The organism is Frankia canadensis, assembly GCF_900197875.1.
GTDB lineage: Bacteria > Actinomycetota > Actinomycetes > Frankiales > Frankiaceae > Frankia > Frankia canadensis.
In genome coordinates, this window is the sequence record NZ_FZMO01000003.1 from 1 (window position 1) to 22911 (window position 22911).

Below are 22911 nucleotides of genomic sequence, written 5' to 3' on the forward strand. Positions count from 1 at the left end.
GCCGTAGGTGGCCCGGCTCGCCGCGGTGCGCTGCCTGGCGGCGTGCTTGACCGGGGGAGCAGGTGGTTCTCGCCGGGGATGACGGTGGTGCGGGCGTCGGGCAGCATCGCGGCGAGATGATCGACGAGGCGATGGGTGAACAGGGGGCTCTCGCCGCCGGCGACGAGGTGGACCGGCTGCGCGATCCGGCGTGCCAGCTCCGGGTCGAAGTGCCACGCGGCGAGTGCGGGCACCTCGCCGGTGAAGCAGTAGCCGCAGTCGCGTTCGGCGCGTTCCAGGCCAGCGCGGCCGAGCGCGGACTCGATCATGGACCGGTGCTCCGATCCGCAGACCGCGGTGAGGAAGGTGTCGAAGGCGGTGCGCAGGTCGCCCTGGGCGGCGGCGCCCATCGCCGCGCCCAGAGCGGGGCCGATCGCGGCGGCGGCCATCGCCCGGTCGGGCGGCGCCAGCAGCGGGTCTATCAGCGGTGGCTCGACCAGGATGAGCTCGCCGACCAGCTCCGGGTGGTCGAGGGCCAGTTGTAGCGCGACCACGCAGCCGGAGGAGTGCGCGAGGACGCGGGCCCGCTCGATCCCGAGGCGGCGCAGCAGGTCCGCGCACTCGCCGGCGTGGTCGGCCACCGACAGCGGCGCGGCCGGTGCGCGGTCCGCGTACCCGGTGCGGGAGACGCGGATCCGGCGTAGGCCGGCGACGGCCGGCTCACGCTCGAACGGGACGAACCAGTCGGTGAAGACCGCGGCGTGGATGAGGACGAGCGGATCGCCGTCGCCGCCGGAATCGGTGTGTCGCATGGAGGTTCTCCTTCTCGCTCTGTTGTCGCTCTGTGGGTCGGCTCTGTGGGCCGGGTCTGTGGTCGGTCAGGCGGCGTAGAGGCGGATCTCGATGCCGTCGGGGTCGTGCAGGCCGACGAGGACGGTGCCGCCGCGGTGGCCGGTGACGAGGCCGCCGTGCCGCTGGCCGAGGGCGGCGAGGTGGTCGGCCCAGGCGTGTACGCCGTCGCGGGTCGGGACGCCGAGCGCGACGAGGTCGAAGCCGCGCAGGGCGGCGGCGCGCTCGGGGTCGTGCCGCAGTGCGATCTGGGTGCTGCCGTCCGGGGCCTCCAGGGCGACGCCGCGAAGCTCACCGTCCTCGGTGAACTCGATCGCCACCGCCAGCCCGAGGACATGCCGGTACCACTCGCTGCTGGCGCGGACGTCGCTGACCGGGATCTTCACGTGGTGGATCGGTGCCAGGTCAGGCATGGTTTCCCTCCTTCGACTAGAGCCAACTTTAGTGAATCGTTGGAGTAAACTCCAGTGAGTGGGCTATCCGGTGAACGACAAGCCGAGCCGGGCCGAGAAGGCCCGCCTGACCCGGCGGCGGATCGTCGCCGCGGCGGCGGAGCTGTTTCTGGGCCAGGGCTACGGCGCGACGACGCTCGACCAGGTCGCGACGCGCGCGGGCGTCGCCGTGCAGACCGTCTACTTCCACTTCGGGAACAAGGCGACCCTGCTCAGGGAGGCGCTCGACGTGGCCGCCGTCGGCGATGACGAGCCGGTCGCGCTGCTCGACCGGCCGTGGCTCGAGGAGGTGACCGTCGAGCCCGACCCGGTCCGGGTGATCGAGCTCTGGATGAACGCAAGCCTCGAGATCATGGGGCGGGTGGGGCCGCTGCTCGCGGTCGTGCGCGGCACCGTCGGGACCGATCCCGACCTCGCGGCGCAGTGGACGGTGAACGAGGGCCAGCGCCGCGTCGCCTTCCGCGCGCTCGCCGACCTGCTGGCCGACCGCGCGGCACTGCGCCCGGGGCTCACCGTCGAGGCCGCCGCCGACCTCGCCTTCCTGATCGCCAGCGTCGAGAACTACATGGTCGCCACCGGCGCCCTCGGCTGGTCACCGCAACGCTGGCGGACCACCACGGCCACCCTGCTCGGCCGGGCGCTGCTCGGCACGGCGGCTTAGAGCTGCGCTCTTCGCGGACGTTGTCGCGTGGTGGGTCGTGGCAGCGTCATGGCCAGGTAGCGAACCAGGCGCGAGGTCGGGTCCGACCGTGGGATCAGTAGCGCCAGTCGGCGGCGTCGGGGCGGTCGTCAGCGCCGCGTTCGGGATCGAACGCGAGGCGGTAGCCGCGCTTGGCGACGGTCTGGATGATCCGCGGGTCGCCGAGAGCGCCGCGCAGCCGGCCGACCGCGACCTCGACCGCGTGCTCGTCGCCACCTCCCGGCGGCAGGAGTTCACGGCGGGTGACGACGTGGCCGGGGCGTTCGGCGAGGCGGCGCAGCAGCGCCATCGCCGCGCGGCTCAGCGGCACGACGTTCGCACCGACGACGGCGGCCTGCCCGCGGATGTCGAGCCGGTGGCCCGCCACTGGCAGCAGCTGGCCGCGGCGGCGCGGCACCTGTTCGACGATCTCGCGGACCAGTGCGCCGAGGCGGGCCCGCGGCGGCTGGATCACGGGGATGCCCTCGGCCTGCAACGGCCCCGCGGTCACCGGGCCCACGCAGGCAGCGACCACGGGCCCGAGCAGTGCCTCGTGCACGGCCTCGCGCAGCCCCTGCTCGTCGGCGGCCCGCAGGAAGCTGATCGCCGCCGGCGCGCTGGTGAACGCCACCGCGTCGAGCTCGGTCGTGGCGACGGCGTCGATCAGCCGGCGCAGCGGTGCGGGATCCTCCGGCGCGATCCACCGGTAGACCGGCACCTCGATCACGTCCGCGCCGGCGAGGCGCAGCGCCTCGACCAGGTCGGGCAGCGGCTCGCCGTGCAGCTGGACGGCGACGCGGCGCCCGCGCAGGTCGTGCTGGTCGATGAGGTGCTCCAGCACCTCGTTGGACGACTCCGACGCCGGCGACCAGGCCTCCCGCAGCCCGCTGGCGCGAATCGCCCCGCGCACCTTGGGGCCGCGGGCGAGCAGCACGGCGGACTCGAGCGCCTTGTGCAGCGGCTCGGCGAGGTTCCAGACGTCGGCGGCGTCCATCCAGCCGCGAAAGCCGATGCCGGTGGTGGCCACCGCGATGTCCAGCGGCGCGGCGAGGCAGCGCTCGGTCGCGTGCCGCAGCTGCGAGTCGTCGGCCAGCGGCACGATCCGGATCGCCGGGCCGTAGGCGACCCGCGCCCCGCGCCGGGCGAGCGCCGCGCCGAACTCCTCCCGCCGGCGCGCCGCCGTGATCCCGACCGAGTAGCCAGCCAGCGGCTCGACGGACCCCGCCGACCCGCGCTCGTCGCTCACGCCACCTTCACCTCGACCGTTCCCGCCCTCTCGCGGATCTCGTACACGGGCACCGCCACACCCTCCTCATCCAGGCATTCCCCGGTACCCAGGTCGAAGACCTGCTTGTGCAACGGAGAGGCGACGGTGGGTCGCGGTCCCCGCGTTCCGACGATGCCCCGCGACAGTACCCAGGCTCCCGTGAACGGGTCCTGGTTGCCGATCGCGTAGAGACGTCCGTCATACGCGCGGAACAGCGCGACCTGCGTCCCACCGACCAGTGCGGCGACCCCACGCTCGGGCGCCAGCTCCTCGTAGCGGCAGACCGCGGTCCACGCCGGCTCGATGTCCGGCCCGGCCTGCGTCGGCGTCGTCGGGATGGGCGGCGTGGACGTGGTCATCGGATTGGCTCCAGGGCGACGTCGGTGGGCACGCGGGCGGCGGGAACGGCGCGGCGGGTCGGCAGGGGCAGCAGGACCGGCCGCGGCTGGTCGCGTTCGGTGACGAACGAGATGCTCGGATCGGGGGTGTCCGGCGCGTTGACGAACGAGACGAAGCGCCGCAGCCGCTCCGGGTCGTCGAGCACGGCCGCCCACTCGTCAGCGTAGTCGGCGACGTGGCGTTCCATCGCCGCGTCGAGTTCTCCGGCGATACCGAGCACGTCGTCCACGAGCACCGCGCGCAGGTAGGCGAGGCCGTCGAGCGGCGCGTCCCAGTCGGCCTCGGTGCCGCCGGTGCCGCCGGTGCCGCCGGTGCCCACGGTGGGACGGTCGGCGGGGGTCGCGAGGGACTCGACCCAGCCGGCGGTGCGCTGCAGGCGGTCGGCGGTGCGGACGTAGAACATGAGGAAACGGTCGATGGTGCGGATCAGCGTCGGCGTGTCCACGTCGGTGAGCAGCAGGTCGGCGTGGCGGGGCCGGAAGCCGCCGTTGCCGCCGACGTAGAGGTTCCAGCCGTGCTCGGTGGCGATCACGCCGATGTCCTTGCCCTGCGCCTCGGCGCACTCCCGGGCGCAGCCCGACACCCCGGCCTTGATCTTGTGGGGGGCACGCAGGCCCCGGTAGCGCAGCTCCAGCTCGATGGCCAGCGCCACCGAGTCGCCGACGCCGTAGCGGCACCAGGTCGACCCGACGCACGACTTCACCGTGCGCAGCGCCTTGCCGTAGGCGTGGCCGGATTCGAAGCCGGCGTCGACGAGGCGCCGCCAGATCGCCGGCAGCTGCTCGACCCGGGCGCCCAGCAGATCGATGCGCTGCCCACCGGTGATCTTGGTGTAGAGGTCGAAGTCCCGGGCCACCTCGCCGATCGCGATCAGCTTCGCCGGGGTGATCTCCCCGCCGGGGACCCGCGGCACCACCGAGTAGGTGCCGTTGCGCTGGATGTTCGCGAGGAACGCGTCGTTGGTGTCCTGCAGGGCGGCCTGCTCGCCGTCGAGGATGTGGCCGCCCGCGAAACTCGCGAGGATCGACGCCACGGCGGGCTTGCAGATGTCGCAGCCGCGGCCGCGGCCGTGCGCGGCGATGAGTTCGCTGAACGTCGTGATGCCCTCGGTGCGGACGATCTCGGCCAGCTCGGCGCGGGGGACGTCGAAGTGCTCGCACAGCGCCCGGCTGACGGCCACCCCGCCCTCGGCCAGCAGCGTGCGCAGCATCGGCACGCATGACCCGCAGCCCGTGCCCGCCCGGGTGCAGGCCTTGACGTCGCCGACCGTGGTGAGGCCCTCGTCCGCGATCGCCGTGTCGATCGCCCCGCGGGTCACCGCGTGGCAGGAGCAGATCATCGCATCCGGCGGCAGCGACCCCACGCCGATGCCGGCCCCGCCGCCCGCGCCGGTGGGCGCGAGCATCGCCAGCGGGTCGCCGGGCAGCGGCCGCCCCACCAGCGGCCGCAACGCCGCGTACTTCGACGCGTCGCCGACGAGCACACCGCCGAGCAGCGTTCGGGCGTCGTCGGAGACGACGAGTTTGGCGTAGGCGCCGGCGACCGGGTCGTTGACGGTGACCTCCAGCGCCCCGTCGGCGCTGGCCAGCGCGTCCCCGAAACTCGCCACGTCGACACCGAGCAGCTTCAGCTTCGTCGCGGTGTCCGCCGCGCCGAACGCGGCCTCACCGCCGACGAGCCGGTCCGCGAGCACCGTGGCCATCGTGTAGCCCGGCGCGACCAGCCCATAGACCCGCCCGTCGACGCAGGCGCACTCGCCGATCGCGTACACCGCCGGATCGGCCGTCCGGCAACCGGTGTCGACGACCACCCCGCCGCGCGCGCCGACCTCGAGCCCCGCGTCCCGGGCGATCTGGTCACGGGCCCGTACCCCGGCGGCGAACACCACCATGTCCGCCGCCAGCTCGGTCCCGCTGCCGAGCACGACCGACATCTCCCGCCCCGGTGACGCGGCCTCGTCGGCGGGCGGGGCGGTGACCGAGGCCGCGTAGGTGCCGAGGTGCACGGTGACGCCGAGTCCCTCGACGAGGCGGCGCAGCAGCGCCCCGCCGCCGTCGTCGACCTGCAGGGGCATGAGTCGCGGCGCCATCTCGACGACGTGCACGGCGAGCCCGAGCAGCCGCAGTGCCCGCGCGGCCTCCAGTCCGAGCAGCCCGCCGCCGACCACCAGTCCCGTCGGGGACCGCTCGGCCGTGTCGGCACGGGCGGTGGCGCGCTCGGCGGCGGCGCGGATGGCGTCCAGGTCGTCGAGGGTCCGGTAGACGAAGCAGCCGGGCAGGTCGGCGCCGGGCACCGGTGGGACGAACGGGGCGGAGCCCGTCGCGAGCACCAGGGCGTCGTAGCCGACGGTGCGTCCCGCGTCGGTGGTGACGGTGCGGGCCGCGCGATCGAGGGCGACGACCGTCTCGCCCAGGCGCAGGGCGTAGTCGCGGTCGTCGTAGCAGCCATCGGGCACGAGGTCGAGGTCGGCCGCGGTGGCGCCGTCGAAGTAGGACGACAGCGCCACCCGGTCGTAGGCGCGGCGGGACTCCTCGCCGAACACGGTGACCTGCCAGCGCCGGTCGACGTCCCGCTCGCGCAGCGCCTCGACGAACCGCTGCCCGACCATCCCGTTGCCGATGACCACCAGCCGTCCGCGGGTTTCCGTCCGCATGTCGACACCTCGTTTCGCCCGGATCGCCTCGACTGGCCTGACCCCGCAGCCATCGTCGCCAGCACCTGTTATCCGGAACGCTCGCGGACGTTAACGCCCCGCAAAGTCGATCTCACCGCGCGCGCCCGATCGCTGTGCGCCGCCGTCGTCCCGCGCGCCCTGTCACGGCGATGTTTCATCGGGATTTCGGATGCCCTGGTCCCGATGTCGCGCCACCGGGTGTGTGGGGTCAGGTGCGGTCGGTCTGCCGCTGGGAGGCGGCGGCGGTCGGGCGCAGATCCGCGAGGGTCAGCAGGTGCGCCGGCGGATCCGCCAGCACACGCGTGGACGTGACGGCGCAGCCCGCCGCGACGTGGACGAGTTCGCCGCTGGCCAGCGGGCGCCAGCCGGGATGCTCGTCCATCGGCTCGCTGGCCACGACCACGGCGGGGGAGCCCGCCAGGTCCGCCGCGTGGACGCGGGTGGCGCCGGCGGCGTCGGCATGATGCAGCGGCCGTGCGCCGTGCTGACCGCCGGCCGGGCGTTCGAGCAGGTGCAGTTCGTTCGTCTCCGGGTAGCGCAGCGCCCACAAATCGTCCGCCGTGATGAGGACCATGTTGATGCTGTAGACGGGCAGATGCGTGGCCACCCAGCGGACGGCGGCGGTGATCCCGGCGGCCACGTCGCCGCCCGCCGCCTCGATCTCACGGGTGACCAGGGCGAACAGTCGCTCCGAGTCGGTGTCGCCGGCGACGAGCGACCGCGCGTCGCCGAGGTGCTCGTCGAGCGCGTCGAGGCCCTCGACGACACCGTTGTGCGCGAACAGCCGTCCGGCCTGCAGAAACGGATGGGTGTTGCGCGCCGTGACCGCGCCGGTGGAGGCGTGCCGGACGTGGGCGACGAACGTGGTGGCCCGAGCCTCGCGCGCCTCGGCGGCGAAGCGGCGGTCCTCCCACGCGGCGATCGGCTGGCGGAACAGCTCTGGTCGACCGTCGCCGCCGAAGAAGCCCAGGCCCGTGCCGTCCGGGTTGCGGTGGCTCTGCTCGTCCAGGCTGTCCGGCGCGTCGAGCAGCCAGAACGTGGCGCGGGTCCGTCGCGGGGCCCCGGTGAGCGCGAACAGTCGGCACATCGGTCGCGACCTTCCTCTGCGGCATGTCCCGTCATCCTCACGTGAAGTATCCAACGTGTCGCGTCGGCCGGCGGTACTGTCGCCGCGGGACGGCGTCCCGGACGGCCACGGCGCATGCCCGCGAAGGCGTCGGCGGTGGGGGATGGCACGCAAAGAACATTAGTGAGTAATATAAGCCTGTGATGGATACGTCTCGAGGGCCAGCGGCTCCTGTTGTGGACCCGACTCCGGACCTCGCCGCGCAGGTAGGGGCCACGTTCGAGCGGCTCGCCCGGCTGGTGCGCCACCTCGGTCAGCCCAGCGACCTGTCCCTCGTCGCCGTGGCCACGCTGTCGACGCTGGACCGCCTAGGCCCGCACCGGCTGACCGCCCTCGCCGCGCGCGAGGGCGTCACCCAGCCGGCGATGACCCAGCTCGTCGGCCGGCTTGCCGACGCGGGTCTCGTCGGGCGGGCCGCCGATCCGGGCGACGGGCGCGTGGTGCTCGTGCACATCACCGACGAGGGGCGGCGCATGCTCGCCGAGCGGCGGGCGCGCCGGGCCGAGCGGGTCGCCGACCTGCTGCGGGCGCTGGACCTGGCCGAGCGTGCCTCGCTGATGGCCGCTTTGCCCGCCCTTGACGCCCTGGTCGAACTCGCCTCCGGCGCCGAGCGCCCGGCGACCCAGGCCGGGCGCGCCGAGCGGGGCCACCCCGTCACGCCGCCCGCGTAGATCAGCGCCGAACGACAGGATCAGCACCACCGAAGGTGGGTGGGTAGGGAGCCGCCAGATGAACGCCGCCGCCGCGCACGGGTCGACCGTGAGCCCGTTCCGACAGCCGAGGGCCGTGTTCGCGGTGGCCTTCGCCTGCGTCGTGTCGTTCATGGGCATTGGGCTGGTCGACCCGGTGCTCCCCGCCATCTCGGCGAAGCTGGACGCCACCCCGAGCCAGGTGACGCTGCTGTTCACCAGCTACCTGGTGATCACGGCGCTGGCGATGCTCGTCGTCGGCTGGATCTCCAGCCGGATCGGGGCGAAGCGGACGATGATCGTGGGCCTCGCCGTCATCGTCGTGTTCAGCGCGCTGGCCGGCTCGGCGGGCAGCATCGGCCAGATCGTCGGCTTCCGGGCCGGCTGGGGCGTCGGGAACGCACTGTTCATCGCGACATCGCTGGCGGTGATCGTCGCGTCGGCGAGCGGCGGGTTCGCCGGCGCGATCGTGCTGTACGAGTCGGCGCTCGGGGTCGGCATCGCCTGCGGGCCGCTGCTCGGCGGGGTACTCGGCGAGGTGAGCTGGCGCGGCCCGTTCTACGGCGTCGCCGTGCTGATGGCGATCGCGCTGCTGGCGACGGTGGTGCTCGTCGAGCCGGCACCGCTCCCGGCCCGGCGCACCGGGATCAGCGAGCCGCTGCGGGCGCTGCGCCACCGTGGGCTGCTGACCCTGTCGCTGACCGCGCTCTGCTACAACTGGGGCTTCTTCACCATGCTCGGCTACGCCCCGTTCCCGATGCGGCTGAGCGCCATCCAGCTCGGCCTGGTGTTCACCGGCTGGGGCGTCCTCGTCGCGATCTTCGCGGTGTTCGGTGCGCCGCGACTGCAGGCACGGCTCGGGCTCGCCCGCACCCTCTACCTCAACCTCGCTCTGTTCGCCGCCGTCCTGCTCGTCATCGCCCTGTGGACCACGCACCGCCCCGTGCTGATCGCCGCGGTCATCGTTACCGGCGTGTTCATCGGTGTGAACAACACGCTCACCACCCAGGCGGTGATGAGCGTCGCCCCCGTCGAGCGGCCCATCGCCTCCTCCGCCTACGGATTCGTACGCTTCGTCGGCGGCGGCCTCGCTCCGTACGTCGCCGGCAAGCTCGTCGACGCCTTCAACGTGCACGTTCCCTTCTACCTGGGCGCGGGAGTCGTGGCGCTCGGCATCGCCATCCTGGCCACCGCCCACGGCCTGCTGCGCGACACGGAGCAGGCCCAGGCCACCGGGCCGGTCGCGGACTCCGCCAGCCCCGCCGCCGACGTGGTCCGGCAGCCCACCGGGGACGTGGTCCCGGCCGGGACCATCGTCGCGGCCGTCGGCGGGGGCCCGGGGGTTGCCGAGCGGGTCACGGCCGCCGCCGGTCGTCTCGCTGGCCTGCGCGGGGCGACGGTGGACGTGGTGCACGTCCGCGAGGTGGCGATCGGCCCTGACACCGCCATCGACATCGACACCGCCACCGTCAATGACGCCGCCATCGAGATCGACGCCGCCGGGCCCGGCGAGCCCGGCACCGGTACGAGTGCCGTACCAGGCGGCGCCCCAGTCCCCGTCGGGGCCGTGACGGTTGCGACCGACGGAGCGCAGACGCTGGTCCGCCAGCAGGTGGAGCGGCTGCGGGCCATGGGCGTGCGGGCGGTGGGGCACGTGCTGCCCTACGCCGCCGACCATGGCGCCGTCGGTCGGCTGCTGGCCGAGCACGCCCGCGCCGGCGCCGCGCGCACGATCGTCGTCGGCACGCCTTCCCACGGCGGACTCGCCGCCCTCATGGACGCCAGTGCCACGCGCGAACTGTGGCGTCACACCGACAGCAACATCGTTATCGTCAACCCGGCCGTCGCCGAACCCGACGCCGTCCCCGCCGGCCGCGCGGCAGGCGCCGCCGTCGACGCTGCCCCACTCGCCACCTCTGCGTCCGGACCATCCTCCGTGTCCTGACGGATCGCCGTGTCCGGACGGATCGCCGTGTCCGGTCGGCGGCGGCGTGCTGGAGCCGCGGGCTCGATACGGCCGAGTCGACCCGTCGCCGACGGACATCGGCGTAGCGTGACGTCACGCCCCGTGATCGACGGGGGATGGCCCGGAGGGGGTGGCGATGCGCGAGGTCCTCCGCGTTCGGGAGGTCCTGCCCGCGCCGGTGCCGCATCCTCGCACGGAGCCCGCAATCCCGCGCGGTGAGATTCCCGCCGCGCGGAGCGTTCGGCGCGGACCCGCGGAGCAGGTCTGGTACGCCAGCTACGGCTCGAACATGCGGCTCGCCCGGCTGACGTGTTACCTGGCCGGGGGAGTCCCGCCGGGCAGCGCCCACCGCCACCCCGGCTGCCGGGATCCGCGCCCGCCTCGACTCGCCTCTCCGGTGGTGTTGCCGGGCGCCATGTACTTTGCCACCGAATCGAGGCTGTGGACCGGCGGCGTCGCCTACTACGACCCGGCGGTGCCCGGCGAGGTACCCGGGCGCGCGTATCTGCTGACGGCGTCCCAGTTCGCGGACGTCGCCGCCCAGGAGATGCACCGTCCGCCGGGCGTCGACCTGGACCTGACGACCGTGCTGCGCACCGGGCGCGCCGAGCTCGGCCCCGGCCGGTACGAGACGCTGGTGCTCGTCGGCCACCGCGCCGGCGTGCCCGTGCTGACCTTCACCGCCCCCTGGGCGATGGCGGATGTCGCGCCCAACGCACCCTCGACGGCCTACCTCGCCATGCTCGCCACCGGCCTGCGCGAGGCGCACGGCTGGTCGCCCCGCCGCATCGCCGAGTACCTCGCCACCCGCCCCGGCGCCACCGGCACCTGGCACCAGCACGACGTCGAGCGCCTCATCACCAGCTGACCGACCGGCACAGGACGTGCCGGCGCCAGCCGTAGCCAGGTCGGTTGTCGAGGTATGCGGCCTGAGGCTGTCGGGACGCTGCCGCGACCGCCGCGCGATGACGGCCGCGACGATCATGATCAGTCGACGGTGCGCCGGGATCCTTGCGCGTTGTCGGGACCGAGGTTCCAGCTGATGATGCGGCGGGGGTGGATGCGGATGACCTCCGGGCTCATGACCGGGGAGGGCGGGGGCTGGTCGCGCAGGGCCTCGGCGGTGCCGCGGATCTCCACGCCGCGCACCGTCCACGGGTCCAGTGCGGCGATGTCGTCGACGACGTAGGCGACCTGGCCGTTGGCGGCGATGTTGTGGAACTTGCGGGTCGCGCCGAGGTTGTAGCCGTAGATGCTGATGACGCCGGTGGCGTCGTCGACGGCGTGGCCGACCGGGCTGTTCTGCAGGGTGCCGTCCGGTGCCAGCGTGGCGAGCCGGCCGAGGCGCTGGGCGCGTAGGTACGCGAGTTCAGCCGGGGTGAAGACCATGGGGACATCCTTTGCGATGACGGTGTTCGTCGTGGTCGACTGGGGCGCCCCGAGCGTAGAAGCTGAAGTCGACGTGAGGTCAACGGGCGGTGCGATCCGTCACGCCAAGATAATCAATGGTGTTGACGTCCGCCGACTTCAAGATCATCTAAATGGGCCGTGCGGGCGGAGCGATGCGCGATGGTGGCACCATCGCGCGGATCATCCTGCGCCGTGGCCCGCGCGGGGCGTGGTGCCGGGCCGCGTACTGCCAGAGGGGGCGGTGGACGTCCTGCTCACGGGGGCGTGTTGGGGCGCGGCGCCCGATCTGTGGCCGTGGGGGTCTCCTGGCTGGCGGTGTCCACCAGTGTCCGGTATAGGAGAGGTGCGCCGACGTGTGATCGCGTCCGCAGGGGGTAGGCGGACGCATACCGGTCGGCGGTGGAATTCTGATGATCTTGGGGGAAGTTCGGTGAAGGTGGGGGCGGTGCGCGGCGAAGTCGGCCCGTTGTTGGGAGAACGCCCGCATGCATTGTCTATCGGTGTTGTCCTGGAGAGGGGAGTGTCGCCGCGAAGGGTGGGTGTGGATCAAATGATCAGTGGTCAGGCTCATGTGCGCGTCCTCGCGCCCACCGATCCCCAGGTGGGTCGGCGGGTGGTGGCCGCGGCCCCGCCGTTGCCGGCCACACGCCCCTGCGCGGCCGTGTCCGGCGCAGCGCCCATCGGCGGGTCCAAGCCTGTCTCAGGGTATGTGACTTCGGACACGGCGACTCGGACCGTGGTCGCGGTGCGGACCGATCTGCCCCTGCCGCCATCGCCGCTGCCCGCGATGGCGCCCGCCGCACCCCGGACGTCCGGCGGGTTCGGTCGGGCCGTGCGCAGGGCGGCCGAGAGGTCAGCCAGATCGACCGAACAGTCGGTGAGGTCGGCCGGAAAGGTCACGAGGGCCGGGCGCTGGCCGGCGATGTCGGGCTGGTGGTCCACGAGGTCGGCGCGTCCGTCCGAGCTGCCGGCCCGTCCGGCGCTGTTGCCCTCGGCGCGATCCGCTTCGGGCTCCCAGTCGGCGCTCTCGCTCGCGTCGGCCTCGTCGGCCTCGTCGGCCTCGTCGGCTTCGTCGGCTTCGACGGCTTCGACGGGGGCGGAGTCGACGTCGGCATCTCGCATGGCGGCATCGCCGTCGCAGGCACCCTCGCTGGCGGTGTCCGCGGCGGGGGCCTGGAGAGCGGGAGCGGGCTGCGCGCGGTGGACGGCGTGGGACGGCTGGCGGGCCGAGATCGACGACGCGGACGAGGCGGCGCTGTGGGCGGCGGCGCGGGAGGGGCGGTTCGTCCTGGCCCGGTGCCAGGAGTGTGCCGCGTGGAACGAGCCCGGTGCGCAGCGGTGTGCGCGCTGCGCCGGGATGATCAGTGTGGAGCCGGCGACCGGTTCCGGTGTCGTGGACAGCTTCCTCGTGGTGCGTCCGCCGGCGGTGCGGGCGTTCGCCGGCCGGCGCCCGTCCGGTCGGCGGCCCGCCGTGCTCGCATTGGTGAACCTGGAGGAGGGGATCCGCGTCGCCGGGCGGCTCGACGGGCTCACGCCGGCCGAGGTGACGGTCGGGCAGCAGGTCCAGGCAGCCCTGGACCTGCGTCCCGGCACCGGCGCCCCCACCGTGGTGTTCCGTTCCCCCGCGCCCGCGATGGCCGCCGCCGGCGCCGACTGATCCGCCGCGTCGCGGTCGGGCTGTGCGGCAGCGGTAGAACGTCCACCTCGACGACGCAGGGCGCCCGCCGTGACGGCCGGGCGCCCTGCGTGAGTCGGCCCGGCCAGTGGAAGCCGGCGGGGCCGAGCGGGGTGTCGTGAATCAGAAGTTGATCATGTGGCCGGCGAGGCCGTGGATGGCTTCCTTGACGGCTTCGCCGAGGGTCGGGTGGGCGTGGACGTTGCGGGCCAGTTCGTTCACCGTGAGGTCCCAGCGCTGGGCGAGGGTGAGCTGCGGCAGCTGCTCGGTGACGTCCGGGCCGATCAGGTGGGCGCCGAGTAGCTCCCCGTACTTCGCGTCCGCGATGATCTTCACGAAGCCGGCGGTCTCGCCGATGCCGTGCGCCTTGCCGTTCGCCATGAACGGGAACTTGGCGACCTTCACGTCGAAGCCCTTGTCACGGGCCTGCGCCTCGGTATAGCCGAAGCTCGCGATCTGCGGCTGGCAGTACGTCGCCCGCGGGACCATGACGTACTCGATCGGGTACGTCTCGGCGTCGCCGATCGTCTCCGCGGCGATGATGCCCATCGCCTCGGCGGCGTGCGCGAGCATGAGTTTGGCCGTCACGTCGCCGATCGCGAAGATGTGCGGCACGCTCGTCCGGCAGTACTCGTCGACGTCGATCGCGCCGCGCTCGGTGAGAGCCACCCCGGTGGTCTCCAGGCCGTAGCCGGTGACGTTCGGGCCGAAGCCGATGGCCTGCAGAACCTTCTCGGTCTCCAGCACCTGCGACGTGCCGTCCTTGCCGGTGACGGTGACGCGCACGAGGTCACCCGAGTCGTCGATGCCGTCGACGCGGGTCGAGGTGAGGACCTTCACGCCGGCCTTCTTGTAGTGCTTGGCCAGCTCCGCGGAGACCTCGGCGTCCTCCAGCGGGACCATCCGGTCGAGGAACTCGACGATGGTGACGTCGACGCCGTAGTTGTTCAGCACGTACGCGAACTCGACGCCGATCGCGCCGGCGCCCGCGATGACGATGCTGCGCGGCAGCTCGTCGGCGAGGATCTGCTGCTCGTAGGTGACGACCCGCTCCGACAGCGACGTGCCGGGCAGCAGCCGCGGGGTCGCCCCGGCCGCGATGATGCAGTGGTCGAAGGTCACCGTCTTCGTCGCGCCGTCCGAGGTGGCGACCGACAGGGTGTGGTCGTCGACGAACGTGCCGCGCCCGTCGAACTCGGTGATCTTGTTCTTCTTCATGAGGAAGTGGACGCCCTTGACCCGGCCGTCCGCGACCTTGCGGGACCGGCGGAACGCCTCGCCGTAGTCGAAGGTGAGCTCACCGTCGATGCCGATGCCGAACGTCTTGGCCTCGTGCGTCAGGGTGTGCACGAGCTCCGCGTTGCGCAGCAGCGCCTTCGACGGGATGCAGCCCACGTTGAGGCACACCCCACCCCAGTACTTCTCCTCCACCACGGCCGTGGACAGGCCGAGCTGCGCGGCTCGGATCGCGGCCACGTATCCGCCCGGCCCGGCGCCGAGCACCACCACGTCGAAATGTTCGGTCACATCAACACCCTAACGATCCGCCGGGTCCTGCCGACTCCCAGGTTGCCGGGCGATCGGTCACAGTCCGCGTCCCCTGGCCGCCGGAGCCGCCCAGGCCGCCCCGGCGCCGGGGCCGTCCGGTCGCGTCGGCCTGGACGTGCGAGGCGCCCGCCAGGGTTCCCCGTCGTGCGGCCGGAGCTGGGAGAAGGCCTCGAAGCCGCGCTGGGGGCTCCGTCCGTCGCCCTTCCCGCCGGATACCACCGGTATAGAAAAGGGAAACATTTCCGGAGTCACCCGGCGGTGGTAGCGTCCCCGCCTTTTCGTGCCACCGTCTCCCTGCCGCTCGGAAAACGCCATTTACCTGCGGGTTCTCGCCGGCCGGCGCCACATGGAGAACAATGCGCCGGACTTTTGTGCCATGCGCGCGGAGATGTGCGACACGCCTCGCGCCGGGAGTAACGGCCCGCGGCTATACAGGTACATGGGTACAGGTATGCACGGCGCATCGCCGCGCCGTTCTGCTAGCATTGTTCACCGCGATTTCGGGACCTGCGCCCACTGCCCCACGACGGGCCGGGGGCGCGCGTGATGACGCTTCTCGAAACCGCCCCGCAGGCCAGTCCGTCCGCCAGTCGGGCGTTCGCCCGGCCGCTCACCGCGGGAGACCGCGCCTACCTCGCCTTCCACCGGCTCAATCCCGGTGAGTTCCAGGACGTCGGCGCGGTGCTGTTCCTCGACGGCCCCGTCGAGCTCGCCGACCTGCGCGCGCACGTCTCCGAGCGGCTGGCTCACCCCCGCGCCCGGATTCTCACCGAACGCCTGGAGACCATCACCGTCCGTGCGGCGGAGCGGCGGGTGACCCGATCGGAGGCCTCGTGGGTCTCCCAGCCGGACATGGACGTCGACGCGCACGTCGTCGCCCTCGACCTGCCGACGGCCGACGACGCCCTGCGGCTGGGACGCGTCGACGACGCCGGTGACCGGCGCGTCCGCGCCGCCCTCGACGTGATCGCCACCCGGCCGATCGACATGGAACGGCAGCCCTGGATGCTCTACCTGCTGCGCGACGGCGCGAGCTCCGGATCGGCCGTGGTCTACCGCACCAGCCACATCGCCCAGGACGGCGCGGCGCTCTACCGCTCCCTGCACCTGCTGTTCGGCGGCGACGACACCCCGGACATCGGCCTGCCCGCCGTCATCCGCCGCCCGCGGCCCGTCGACTACCTGCGTTTCGTCAGCCGCGGGCTCGCCGTGCTGTCCCCGACCCGCGTACTCGACGCCTGGGGCGGCCCGCCGACCGGCCCGGCCCGCCACACCTGGGTCACCACGGAGCTCGGCCGGATCCGGGACATCGCGCGGCGCCACGGCGCCTCCGTCAACGACGTCTACCTGGCCGCGCTCGCCGGCGCGGTGCGCTCGTGGTCGGAGTACGAGTGGCGCGAGGACGCCCGGCCGGTGCACGCGCTGATGCCGGTCAGCATCCGCGTCGCCGCCGACCAGAACGTGCTGTCCAACCACACCTCCGGCGTCCGCGTGGCGCTGCCCTGCGGAGAGCCGGACGCGGCGCGGCGCCTGGCGCGGATCGCGGCGGTCACCAGCCGGCTCAAGGACAGCGGCATCGGCGTGGTCGAGCACCACCACTTTCCCGCCGTCGCGGCCCGAGCGACCCCGCGGATGTTGTCCTACGCGGCGAGCTTCGGCGGGCGCACCCGGGAACTCGCGATGGTGGCGACCAACGCCCGCACCATCGGCGGACCGCTGCGGGTCGCCGGCCGGGCGGTCACCGAGCTGATCGGAACCGGGCCGCTGCTCGTCGGCCGCCAGCACCTGTCGGTGGCGCTGTTCGGCGTCGGCGACCGGGTCGGGATCACCTTCGCGGCCAGCGCCAGCGTGCCGAACCACGACCGGCTCGCCGGGCTGTGGCTCGCGGAGCTCGACGAGTTCGAACGGCTGGCACCGGCCACGGTGCAGGTGCCAGCACAGCGCCGCCGGGCGGTCCGGGCGCGGTAGGCGCCCTTCGAGCCGGCCAGGTGCCGTCCGCACTCCAGCGGTAGCCGCGGGGTGCGGGCGCTTCCAGGGGCGACCGTGCGCGGCCGCCGGCGTACGGCCGCCCCTGGTGGCGAGGCCAGTTCCAGCGGAACCAGGTGGGACCCTCCCTGGCACCAGGCCTGGGTCGCGCGCAGAGTACCTGTGGCTCCCCGGCCGGGCGCGTTCCAGACACCAGTCTTTCCGTGCCGGCTGGCGTGTCGAGCGCCCGTGCCGAGGCGGCCTGTCGAGCTGGTGTGCCGGTCCCCGCGACAGGGCGTCGTGGGACGGACGGCGGCCCGGCACGGCGAGGGCACGCCAGCGACACGCCCCCCGGACGAGGCGGCAACCAGCGTGGGTCGGTCCGTCGCCCTGGCCGAGAGGAGGGACCGGACGTGGATGAGCGCGGACGTGGTGCGGGAGGACGGCAGCCGTGACCCGACACCGGGGCATGGCCTCCGTGGCGTGGCGACTCGCGATCCGCTGCGTGCTCGGGGCCTTCGTCGGCAACGCGATCGTGCGGATCTTCGACGCCCTCGGCGGCCCGTTCGACGCAGTCGTCGCCCGTGTCATCGTGATCACCTTCGGGGTGGTCTGCGGTCTGACGATGGTCGCCGCCGGCGACTACGCGCGCCGCCCGCCCGACACCGCGGGTGATGTCGAGCACGGCTGACGGTCGTCCGTTCGGCACCGATCGATGACCCGATACGGCTATCGTCCTGTCCCGTGCCCTCCACCGCGCGTGTCCGTCCCGTCGCGCTGGCCGCCGTTCGCCGCGGCCGGGACCTGCTCGTCGCCGAAGGGGTGGAGCCGACCGGTGAACGGTTCTTCCGCCCGCTCGGCGGCGGCATCGAGTTCGGTGAGCGGGCCGTCGCCGCGGTGCGCCGGGAGCTGCGCGAGGAGCTGGCCGTCGAACTGGAGCAGGTGCGCCTGCTCGGCGTTCTGGAGGACGTCTTCGACGGTGCCGGCCGACCCTGCCACGAGATCGTGTTCGTCTTCGGAGCGGCCCTCGCCGATCCGGCGCTCTACCAGCGCGACGACGTCGGCGTCGTGCTCGACGAGGGCAGCCGGGTGAGCTGGCGTTCGCCGACCGACATCGCCCGCGACGGGGTGCCGCTCTATCCGAGGGGCCTCGCCGGGCTGCTGGCCGCGGTCGGCTGAGCCGCGACGGCCTCGGTCAGGTGTCCCGTCCCGTCGCGACGCGCGACCGGCGCCGTCGATGCGACACGGTGTGCCCGAGGCGTCTCCGAGCGCGACCCCGCGCCCCGTCGCCGCGCCAGGTCGGCGGCCTGCTGCGACGATACGACGTGGGGGCCGGCCGGCATTCGCGGCGAGAGGGGTCCGATGCGCGCATGGTGGTCCGCCATTGGCCGGTCACGGGGACATGGCCATCGGCCCATGGGCGGACAGGGCGGCGCCAGCCGCACGGCGGTACTCGTCTGCCAGGGGCGTGCCGTCGCCCAGGGCCGTTTCGCTCCGGGCCGGTTCGACGATCCCACGGCCGCGGCGCTGCTGCGGCCGGACGAGCGGGCCGTCGTCGAGGAGGCCCGCGCCGGCGTCGCCCCGGCGAGCTGGGGTCCGCGGCTGACATTCGAGATGGTCAGCGCCTGCGGTGAGGTGATGGCGCCGCGCACCGTCGCCATCGACGACGCCCTGCGCGAGGCGCTGGCCCGTCCCGCCCCCGCCGTCCAGCTGGTGATCCTCGGCGCCGGCCTGGACGGACGGGTCTGGCGGATGCCCGAACTCGCCGGCGCGGCCGTCTTCGAGGTGGACCATCCCGCGTCCCAGCGGGACAAGCGGGACCGGGCGCGCCACCTGGCCGCGGCCGGCCGGCGCCCTGGTGCTGCCCCGGGGGACACGTCGCGCAGCGGCACGTTGCCGACCTATGTGGCCGTCGACTTCAGCCGGGACGACCTGGCCGCCGCGCTCGCCGCCGCAGGCCATCGGCGCGCCCTGCCGACGGCGTGGATCTGGGAAGGGGTCGTGCCCTACCTGACACGCGCCGAGGTGACCCGGACGCTGCAGGTCATCGCGGACCAGTCCGCGCCCGGCAGTCGGCTGATCGTGCATTACCACACGCCGTCATTGTCGGCGATGCTCGGACGGTGGTCGGCGGCGGTGGTGGGCCGGCTCGCCGGCGTGACGAGCCCGATGGGCCGTGAGCCGAACCGGTCGGGGTGGACGGCTCGGGCCATGCGCCGCGCGGTGGTCGCGCGCGGCTTCGAGGTCTGTCAGGACGATTCGCTGCTTACGCTCGCCGGAGCGCTCGCCACCCCGATCCGGCACCGCCGCTCGTTGCGCAACGGCCGCGTCCTCGTCGCCGACGACGCTCGATCCGAGGCGACGGGCGGACCCGCCGAGGACGGGCAGGCGGGTGACCACCTGGGCGGGTGAGGCGGGCGTCGCACCTATCCTCAGGCAGATGGACGCGCCGCCCCCGCCACAACCCCGCTGGCTCGACGCCGCCGAGCAGGAGACGTGGCTCGCGCTCGTCGGTGTCCTGATCAGGCTGCCGGCGGCCCTGGACGCGCAGCTGCAGCGCGACGCCGGGATCAGCCACTTCGAGTACCAGGTCCTCGCCGGACTCTCCATGGCCGACGAACACACGCTGCGGATGAGCGATCTCGCCGCGTTCACCGAGGGCTCGCTGCCCCGCCTGTCGCAGGTGGCCAGCCGACTGGAGAAGCGAGGCTGGGTGCGCCGTATGCCCGACCCGGTGGACGGCCGCTACACGCTCGCGATCCTCACCGAGGACGGCTGGGCGAAGGTCGTCGCCACCGCGCCCGGTCACGTCGACGCCGTCCGCCGCCTGGTGTTCGACCCGCTCAACGGCGCCCAGCAGCGCCAGCTGCGGGAGATCGGCCGCCGTGTGCTCGCCGCCGTCGACCCGGCCGGCGCCGGACGCTTCGTCCCGCCGCGCCGTCGCAGCGGCGGACCCGACCCGACCTGACGGCGCCGCCGACCCGACCTGACGGCGCCGCCGACCCGACGGCGACGTCCCGGCGGCAGCGGCTGGTGCGCTGGCTGGCCACGTCGGCGGGTCGCTCGGCGGCGGTGGCGTGGCATGGCGGGTGTGGGGGCGATGGGTGTCAGCGGTTCTCGTAACGAGGGGGGCGCTTCTCGAGGAAGGCGGCCGGCCCTTCCCGGGCATCACGAGTGGCGAGGACCCGCGCGGTCAGGGCGTGCTCAAGGGCAAAGCGTGGCTCGTTCGCCAGCGCCCGCATGGCGATCTCCTTGGCGGTGCGCACCGCGACGGGCGCGTTGCCGGCGATCGTCGCGGCGAGCTCCATCGCCCGCGGCAGCACGCGCTCCGCGGCGACGACCTCGCCGACGAGCCCCATGCGCAGCGCCTCGGCCGCGTCCACCGGCTCACCGGTGAGCAGCAGCCGCATGGCCGCCGGCCAGCCGATCTGCTGGGGCAGCCGCACATGCGACCCGCCGCCGGGGACGATGCCCCAGCGCACCTCCGGCAGTCCGAACACGGCATGCTCGGCGGCGACCCGCAGGTCCGTGCCGAGCAGCAGCTCCAGCCCGCCGGCCAGACACGCGCCGTTGACGGCCGCCACGATCGGCTTGACGAACTCGCTGAAGAACCGCCGTGTCGGATCCGGCAGGCCGACATCGAGGGCGCCGGCGGTCATCTGGGGGATCAGCTCGCCGAGGTCGGCGCCGGCGCAGAAGGCTCGCGTGCCGGCGCCGGTGAGGACGAGGACGTGCAGGTCATCGTCCGCGGCGACCTCGGCGACGAGTTCCTCGAGGCGCCGGAGCATCGCGACGGTGAAGGCGTTGTGCGCCGCCGGCCGGTCGAGCGTCACCACCGCCACCGCCCCCTCGCGGCGCAGCGTCACCGCACCCGGCTGCCGTTCGGCCACGACGCCCTCCACTCCCGCTCGTTTCGGCCATCGATGCCCCAGCGCGCCCGCCGGCACCGGCGGACCAGCGCGCAGAAGCGGTCACCCGCCGGTCATCCTCGCGAAGCTTACGGCGAGTCCTGCCACCGGCGATACTGTGACAGACACGGATCATCTGCGAACAATGTGGAACCAGTGCGTGGACGGGGGCCTGCGTGGACGCCGGGATTATCGCCGCCCTGATCTCGTCGGCCGCCGGCGTCGCCGTGTCCGTCGGCGCGTCGCTGTGGACGCATCGCCAGGGCGTCGAGCTGGAGCGCGTGCGCTACGAGCTGGAACGTTCCGCGCGGGACAGCGAGAAGCGCTCCACCGCCAAGGCCGAGCTCGACCGCTACCGGGAGCCGCTGCTCGTCGCCGCGTTCGACCTCGGCGCGCGCATTCACAACATCCGCAAGGCGAAGTTCCTCGCGTATCTGAAGTCCACCGAGCGCCGCAGCCAGCTCGCCGTGCGCGGAACGCTGTTCTGCGTGGCCCGGTACTTCGGCACGTTGGAAATCCTTTACTCCCGGCTCGCGCTGCTGCGTTTCGAAAGCGCCGACGACACACGCCTCGTCGCCGCGCTGCTCGCAGACATCGGCGGAGCTTTCAACAGCGACGTCTACGACCGCGTCGACACGTTCCACTCGTCGCGGTTCATGGTGTGGCGCGAGGAGCAGCGCGCCATCGGCGAGCTGATGCGCGGCCCGGACGGCACCGCCCACGAATGCGTCGGCTTCGCCTACTTCGACCAGCATTACGACGAGCTGTTCGCTCGATGGTTCGACGCCTTCGCCGCGGCACTGGTCTCCCCGGCGGCCGCCGCCAGCGAGCGCCTCTCGCGGGTGCAGACCTTGCTCGCCCTCCTTGTCACCCAGCTCGACGAGGAAGGTGCCTACACCCTCACCGTCGACGGCCAGCGCGTCGCCCCCGACTGGGTCACCCCCGACGGCCTGGCCTAGGAGCATGTCCCAGTAACGAGCAATGGTTTTGATCGCCGAGGTCGGTTGTGCTCGTCGGCCTGGTGTTCGCCGGGTGCTAATGCCGGCGGCTGGGGAAGCGGTCCGAGAGGGCTGGTGGCCCGGGGGGTCAGGCGATCGCTGTGGCAAGTCCGGCGGTGCCGACGTGTCGGAAGGTTTTGCGGAGGTTGGGGCAGGCTGCGAGCAGGCGGCCACTCGCCGCGGGCGCCGTCCTCGCCCCGCAGGAGGAGTTGGCGTCCGTTCTGGCAGGTCACGCCTGCTCGTCGCTGCTGCCGATGCGTTGTTGGCGGCGGCGTTCGGTGTCCTCGGCGCGGCGGCGGGCCTTGTCGGCGGCTTCGGCCTCGATCTGGGCGCGGGCGGCCTGCAGCTTGGCCAGGCGCTTCTCGCGGCGGCCGAGCTCGGCGGGCAGGTCGGCCTGGTTGCCGTCGACACCGAAGGCCCGGTCCTCGGCCGCATCGGTTGCTTCGGCGTCCGCCAGCAGGGCGGCCGCCGTGGCGTCCAGGGCGACGCGGCCCATCTTGACCATGCCGAGCTTCTGTGCGAGGTGGAGCGATTGGAGGAACAGGCCGGCGAGGGCGTCCAGGTGGCGGCGGCGGAACCGGGCGAGCGAGCGGAAGTCCGGGGCCTGGTCGGCGGCCAGGAACCGGAAGGCGACGTCGTCGACGCAGCGGCGCTGGATCGCCCGGGACGAGCGCACTCCGGTGGTGTAGCCGTAGAGCGTGCGACGACTTCGGATCGACCGACTCGATCTGGAACAAACCATCCTCACCGCGCATAACGGGACCATCTCGCGGAGCGGACCACGGGATGCGGGCGGGTTGCCTTGAGGCGTGTCACTCCTCGCCGGAGAACCGCTCCCACGCGGACTGGCGCGTGATCCCGAGAGCCTCGCCGATCCTGGTCCAGCTGACGCCGCGGCGGCGCAGTTCCCGCACCCATGAGCGAAGGTCGGCCTCGGCCTGGTCGATGTGCGCGGCGACGCGGGGAATGTGGCTCAGCATCTCCGTGTCTGTCAGGGTCTCCCAGACGGGCACGCGCGGCTTCGCCGGTCCGCCGAGGCTCGCTTCGATGACCGACGCGGCCAGAGCCACGCACTCGTTGCAGATATGCACTCCGGCCCCGGCAACCAGCTTGTCGACCTCCGTGTCCGGCTTGCCGCAGAAGGAGCAGCGAACGATTTCGGCCACGGCGTCGGGCGGTGTCATAGCGCACTCCTAAGGTTGTCAGGGATTCCCTGACAACCTTAGGGTGTCAGGGAATCCCTGACAAGCGCCAGCCGCGTTCGGGTGCAGGGAGCATTTTCAATGTTATTTTACGTGAATTGCGGGAATGTTCCGTCGCGCGCGTT

Annotated in this window: 22 protein-coding genes and 1 pseudogene; 11 read left to right on the forward strand and 12 right to left on the reverse strand. The window is 73.1% G+C overall.

Annotated features, from left to right (window positions below; genetic code table 11):
- On the reverse strand, positions 1 to 791 hold a 791-nt coding region (locus tag C1A33_RS01145; RefSeq protein ID WP_101829668.1), incomplete at its 3' end, for an alpha/beta fold hydrolase.
- Positions 792 to 857: 66 nt separating this feature from the next.
- Positions 858 to 1241, reverse strand: a complete 384-nt coding sequence (locus C1A33_RS01150; protein WP_101829669.1) for a VOC family protein — start codon at positions 1239 to 1241, stop codon at positions 858 to 860.
- Positions 1242 to 1311: 70 nt separating this feature from the next.
- Between C1A33_RS01150 and C1A33_RS01155 the strand changes: the two genes are divergently transcribed.
- Positions 1312 to 1941 carry a TetR/AcrR family transcriptional regulator gene (locus C1A33_RS01155; RefSeq protein ID WP_243407056.1) on the forward strand — a complete coding sequence of 210 codons (630 nt, stop codon included), beginning with the start codon at positions 1312 to 1314 and terminating at the stop codon, positions 1939 to 1941.
- A 94-nt stretch (positions 1942 to 2035) separates the two neighbouring features.
- Here the strand turns inward: C1A33_RS01155 and C1A33_RS01160 are convergent, their stop codons facing one another.
- From C1A33_RS01160 to C1A33_RS01175, 4 genes are all read right to left on the reverse strand, one after another.
- On the reverse strand, positions 2036 to 3205 hold the full coding sequence (locus C1A33_RS01160) for a uroporphyrinogen-III synthase (protein ID WP_101829671.1): 1170 nt from the start codon (positions 3203 to 3205) through the stop codon (positions 2036 to 2038).
- The gene (gene nirD, locus C1A33_RS01165; protein WP_101829672.1) at positions 3202 to 3585 is read right to left on the reverse strand and encodes a nitrite reductase small subunit NirD; all 384 of its coding nucleotides are present in this window, start codon (positions 3583 to 3585) and stop codon (positions 3202 to 3204) included. The genes C1A33_RS01160 and nirD overlap by 4 nt, the downstream gene beginning before the upstream one ends.
- The gene (nirB, locus tag C1A33_RS01170; RefSeq protein ID WP_101829673.1) at positions 3582 to 6278 is read right to left on the reverse strand and encodes a nitrite reductase large subunit NirB; all 2697 of its coding nucleotides are present in this window, start codon (positions 6276 to 6278) and stop codon (positions 3582 to 3584) included. Before nirB ends, nirD begins: the two co-directional genes overlap by 4 nt.
- Before the next feature lie 229 nt (positions 6279 to 6507).
- A complete protein-coding gene (locus tag C1A33_RS01175; RefSeq protein WP_101829674.1) occupies positions 6508 to 7386 on the reverse strand; it encodes a class II glutamine amidotransferase in 879 nt (292 codons plus the stop codon).
- Between the two features lie 215 nt (positions 7387 to 7601).
- Between C1A33_RS01175 and C1A33_RS01180 the strand changes: the two genes are divergently transcribed.
- The 3 genes from C1A33_RS01180 (at position 7602) to C1A33_RS01190 (ending at position 10948) form a co-directional block, all read left to right on the forward strand.
- Positions 7602 to 8096, forward strand: a complete 495-nt coding sequence (locus C1A33_RS01180; RefSeq protein ID WP_243407057.1) for a MarR family winged helix-turn-helix transcriptional regulator — start codon at positions 7602 to 7604, stop codon at positions 8094 to 8096.
- A gap of 58 nt (positions 8097 to 8154) precedes the next feature.
- On the forward strand, positions 8155 to 10059 hold the full coding sequence (locus tag C1A33_RS01185) for an MFS transporter (RefSeq protein ID WP_101829675.1): 1905 nt from the start codon (positions 8155 to 8157) through the stop codon (positions 10057 to 10059).
- Positions 10060 to 10216: 157 nt separating this feature from the next.
- The gene (locus tag C1A33_RS01190) at positions 10217 to 10948 is read left to right on the forward strand and encodes a histone deacetylase (RefSeq protein WP_243407058.1); all 732 of its coding nucleotides are present in this window, start codon (positions 10217 to 10219) and stop codon (positions 10946 to 10948) included.
- A 119-nt stretch (positions 10949 to 11067) separates the two neighbouring features.
- On the opposite strand, the gene C1A33_RS01195 is transcribed toward C1A33_RS01190, so the two are convergent.
- On the reverse strand, positions 11068 to 11469 hold the full coding sequence (locus C1A33_RS01195) for a PPOX class F420-dependent oxidoreductase (protein ID WP_101829676.1): 402 nt from the start codon (positions 11467 to 11469) through the stop codon (positions 11068 to 11070).
- Positions 11470 to 12057: 588 nt separating this feature from the next.
- Entirely contained in the window at positions 12058 to 12612 is a 555-nt protein-coding gene (locus C1A33_RS01200; RefSeq protein ID WP_101829677.1) for a hypothetical protein, read from the reverse strand.
- On the opposite strand from C1A33_RS01200, the gene C1A33_RS01205 reads away from it, so the two are divergent.
- Positions 12611 to 13147, forward strand: a complete 537-nt coding sequence (locus tag C1A33_RS01205; RefSeq protein WP_101829678.1) for a Zn-ribbon domain-containing OB-fold protein — start codon at positions 12611 to 12613, stop codon at positions 13145 to 13147. The genes C1A33_RS01200 and C1A33_RS01205 overlap by 2 nt on opposite strands.
- A gap of 141 nt (positions 13148 to 13288) precedes the next feature.
- Here the strand turns inward: C1A33_RS01205 and lpdA are convergent, their stop codons facing one another.
- Entirely contained in the window at positions 13289 to 14692 is a 1404-nt protein-coding gene (gene lpdA / locus C1A33_RS01210; RefSeq protein WP_101829679.1) for a dihydrolipoyl dehydrogenase, read from the reverse strand.
- Between the two features lie 567 nt (positions 14693 to 15259).
- Between lpdA and C1A33_RS01215 the strand changes: the two genes are divergently transcribed.
- From C1A33_RS01215 to C1A33_RS01235, 5 genes are all read left to right on the forward strand, one after another.
- Positions 15260 to 16681 (forward strand): WS/DGAT domain-containing protein, encoded by a 1422-nt coding sequence (locus C1A33_RS01215; RefSeq protein WP_243407059.1) that lies wholly within the window; start codon positions 15260 to 15262, stop codon positions 16679 to 16681.
- Between the two features lie 448 nt (positions 16682 to 17129).
- Entirely contained in the window at positions 17130 to 17369 is a 240-nt protein-coding gene (locus C1A33_RS01220) for a hypothetical protein (RefSeq protein ID WP_133150533.1), read from the forward strand.
- A 53-nt stretch (positions 17370 to 17422) separates the two neighbouring features.
- Entirely contained in the window at positions 17423 to 17857 is a 435-nt protein-coding gene (locus tag C1A33_RS01225) for an NUDIX hydrolase (RefSeq protein WP_101829682.1), read from the forward strand.
- 237 nt (positions 17858 to 18094) lie between these two features.
- The gene (locus tag C1A33_RS01230) at positions 18095 to 19090 is read left to right on the forward strand and encodes a class I SAM-dependent methyltransferase (RefSeq protein ID WP_101829683.1); all 996 of its coding nucleotides are present in this window, start codon (positions 18095 to 18097) and stop codon (positions 19088 to 19090) included.
- Positions 19071 to 19646, forward strand: coding sequence for a MarR family winged helix-turn-helix transcriptional regulator (locus tag C1A33_RS01235; RefSeq protein ID WP_341477163.1), 576 nt, complete (start codon positions 19071 to 19073; stop codon positions 19644 to 19646). Before C1A33_RS01230 ends, C1A33_RS01235 begins: the two co-directional genes overlap by 20 nt.
- Positions 19647 to 19785: 139 nt before the next feature.
- On the opposite strand, the gene C1A33_RS01240 is transcribed toward C1A33_RS01235, so the two are convergent.
- Entirely contained in the window at positions 19786 to 20580 is a 795-nt protein-coding gene (locus tag C1A33_RS01240; protein WP_207770098.1) for an enoyl-CoA hydratase/isomerase family protein, read from the reverse strand.
- A gap of 182 nt (positions 20581 to 20762) precedes the next feature.
- On the opposite strand from C1A33_RS01240, the gene C1A33_RS01245 reads away from it, so the two are divergent.
- Positions 20763 to 21545, forward strand: coding sequence for a hypothetical protein (locus C1A33_RS01245; RefSeq protein WP_101829684.1), 783 nt, complete (start codon positions 20763 to 20765; stop codon positions 21543 to 21545).
- 271 nt (positions 21546 to 21816) lie between these two features.
- Here C1A33_RS01245 and C1A33_RS01250 read toward each other — a convergent pair.
- Both C1A33_RS01250 and C1A33_RS37280 read right to left on the reverse strand, forming a co-directional pair.
- Positions 21817 to 22290, reverse strand: a pseudogene (locus C1A33_RS01250) (transposase); the annotation flags it as partial.
- A 106-nt stretch (positions 22291 to 22396) separates the two neighbouring features.
- Complete coding sequence (locus tag C1A33_RS37280) at positions 22397 to 22768, reverse strand: ClpX C4-type zinc finger protein (RefSeq protein ID WP_101829685.1); 372 nt, start codon at positions 22766 to 22768, stop codon at positions 22397 to 22399.
- Positions 22769 to 22911: the final 143 nt, after the last annotated feature.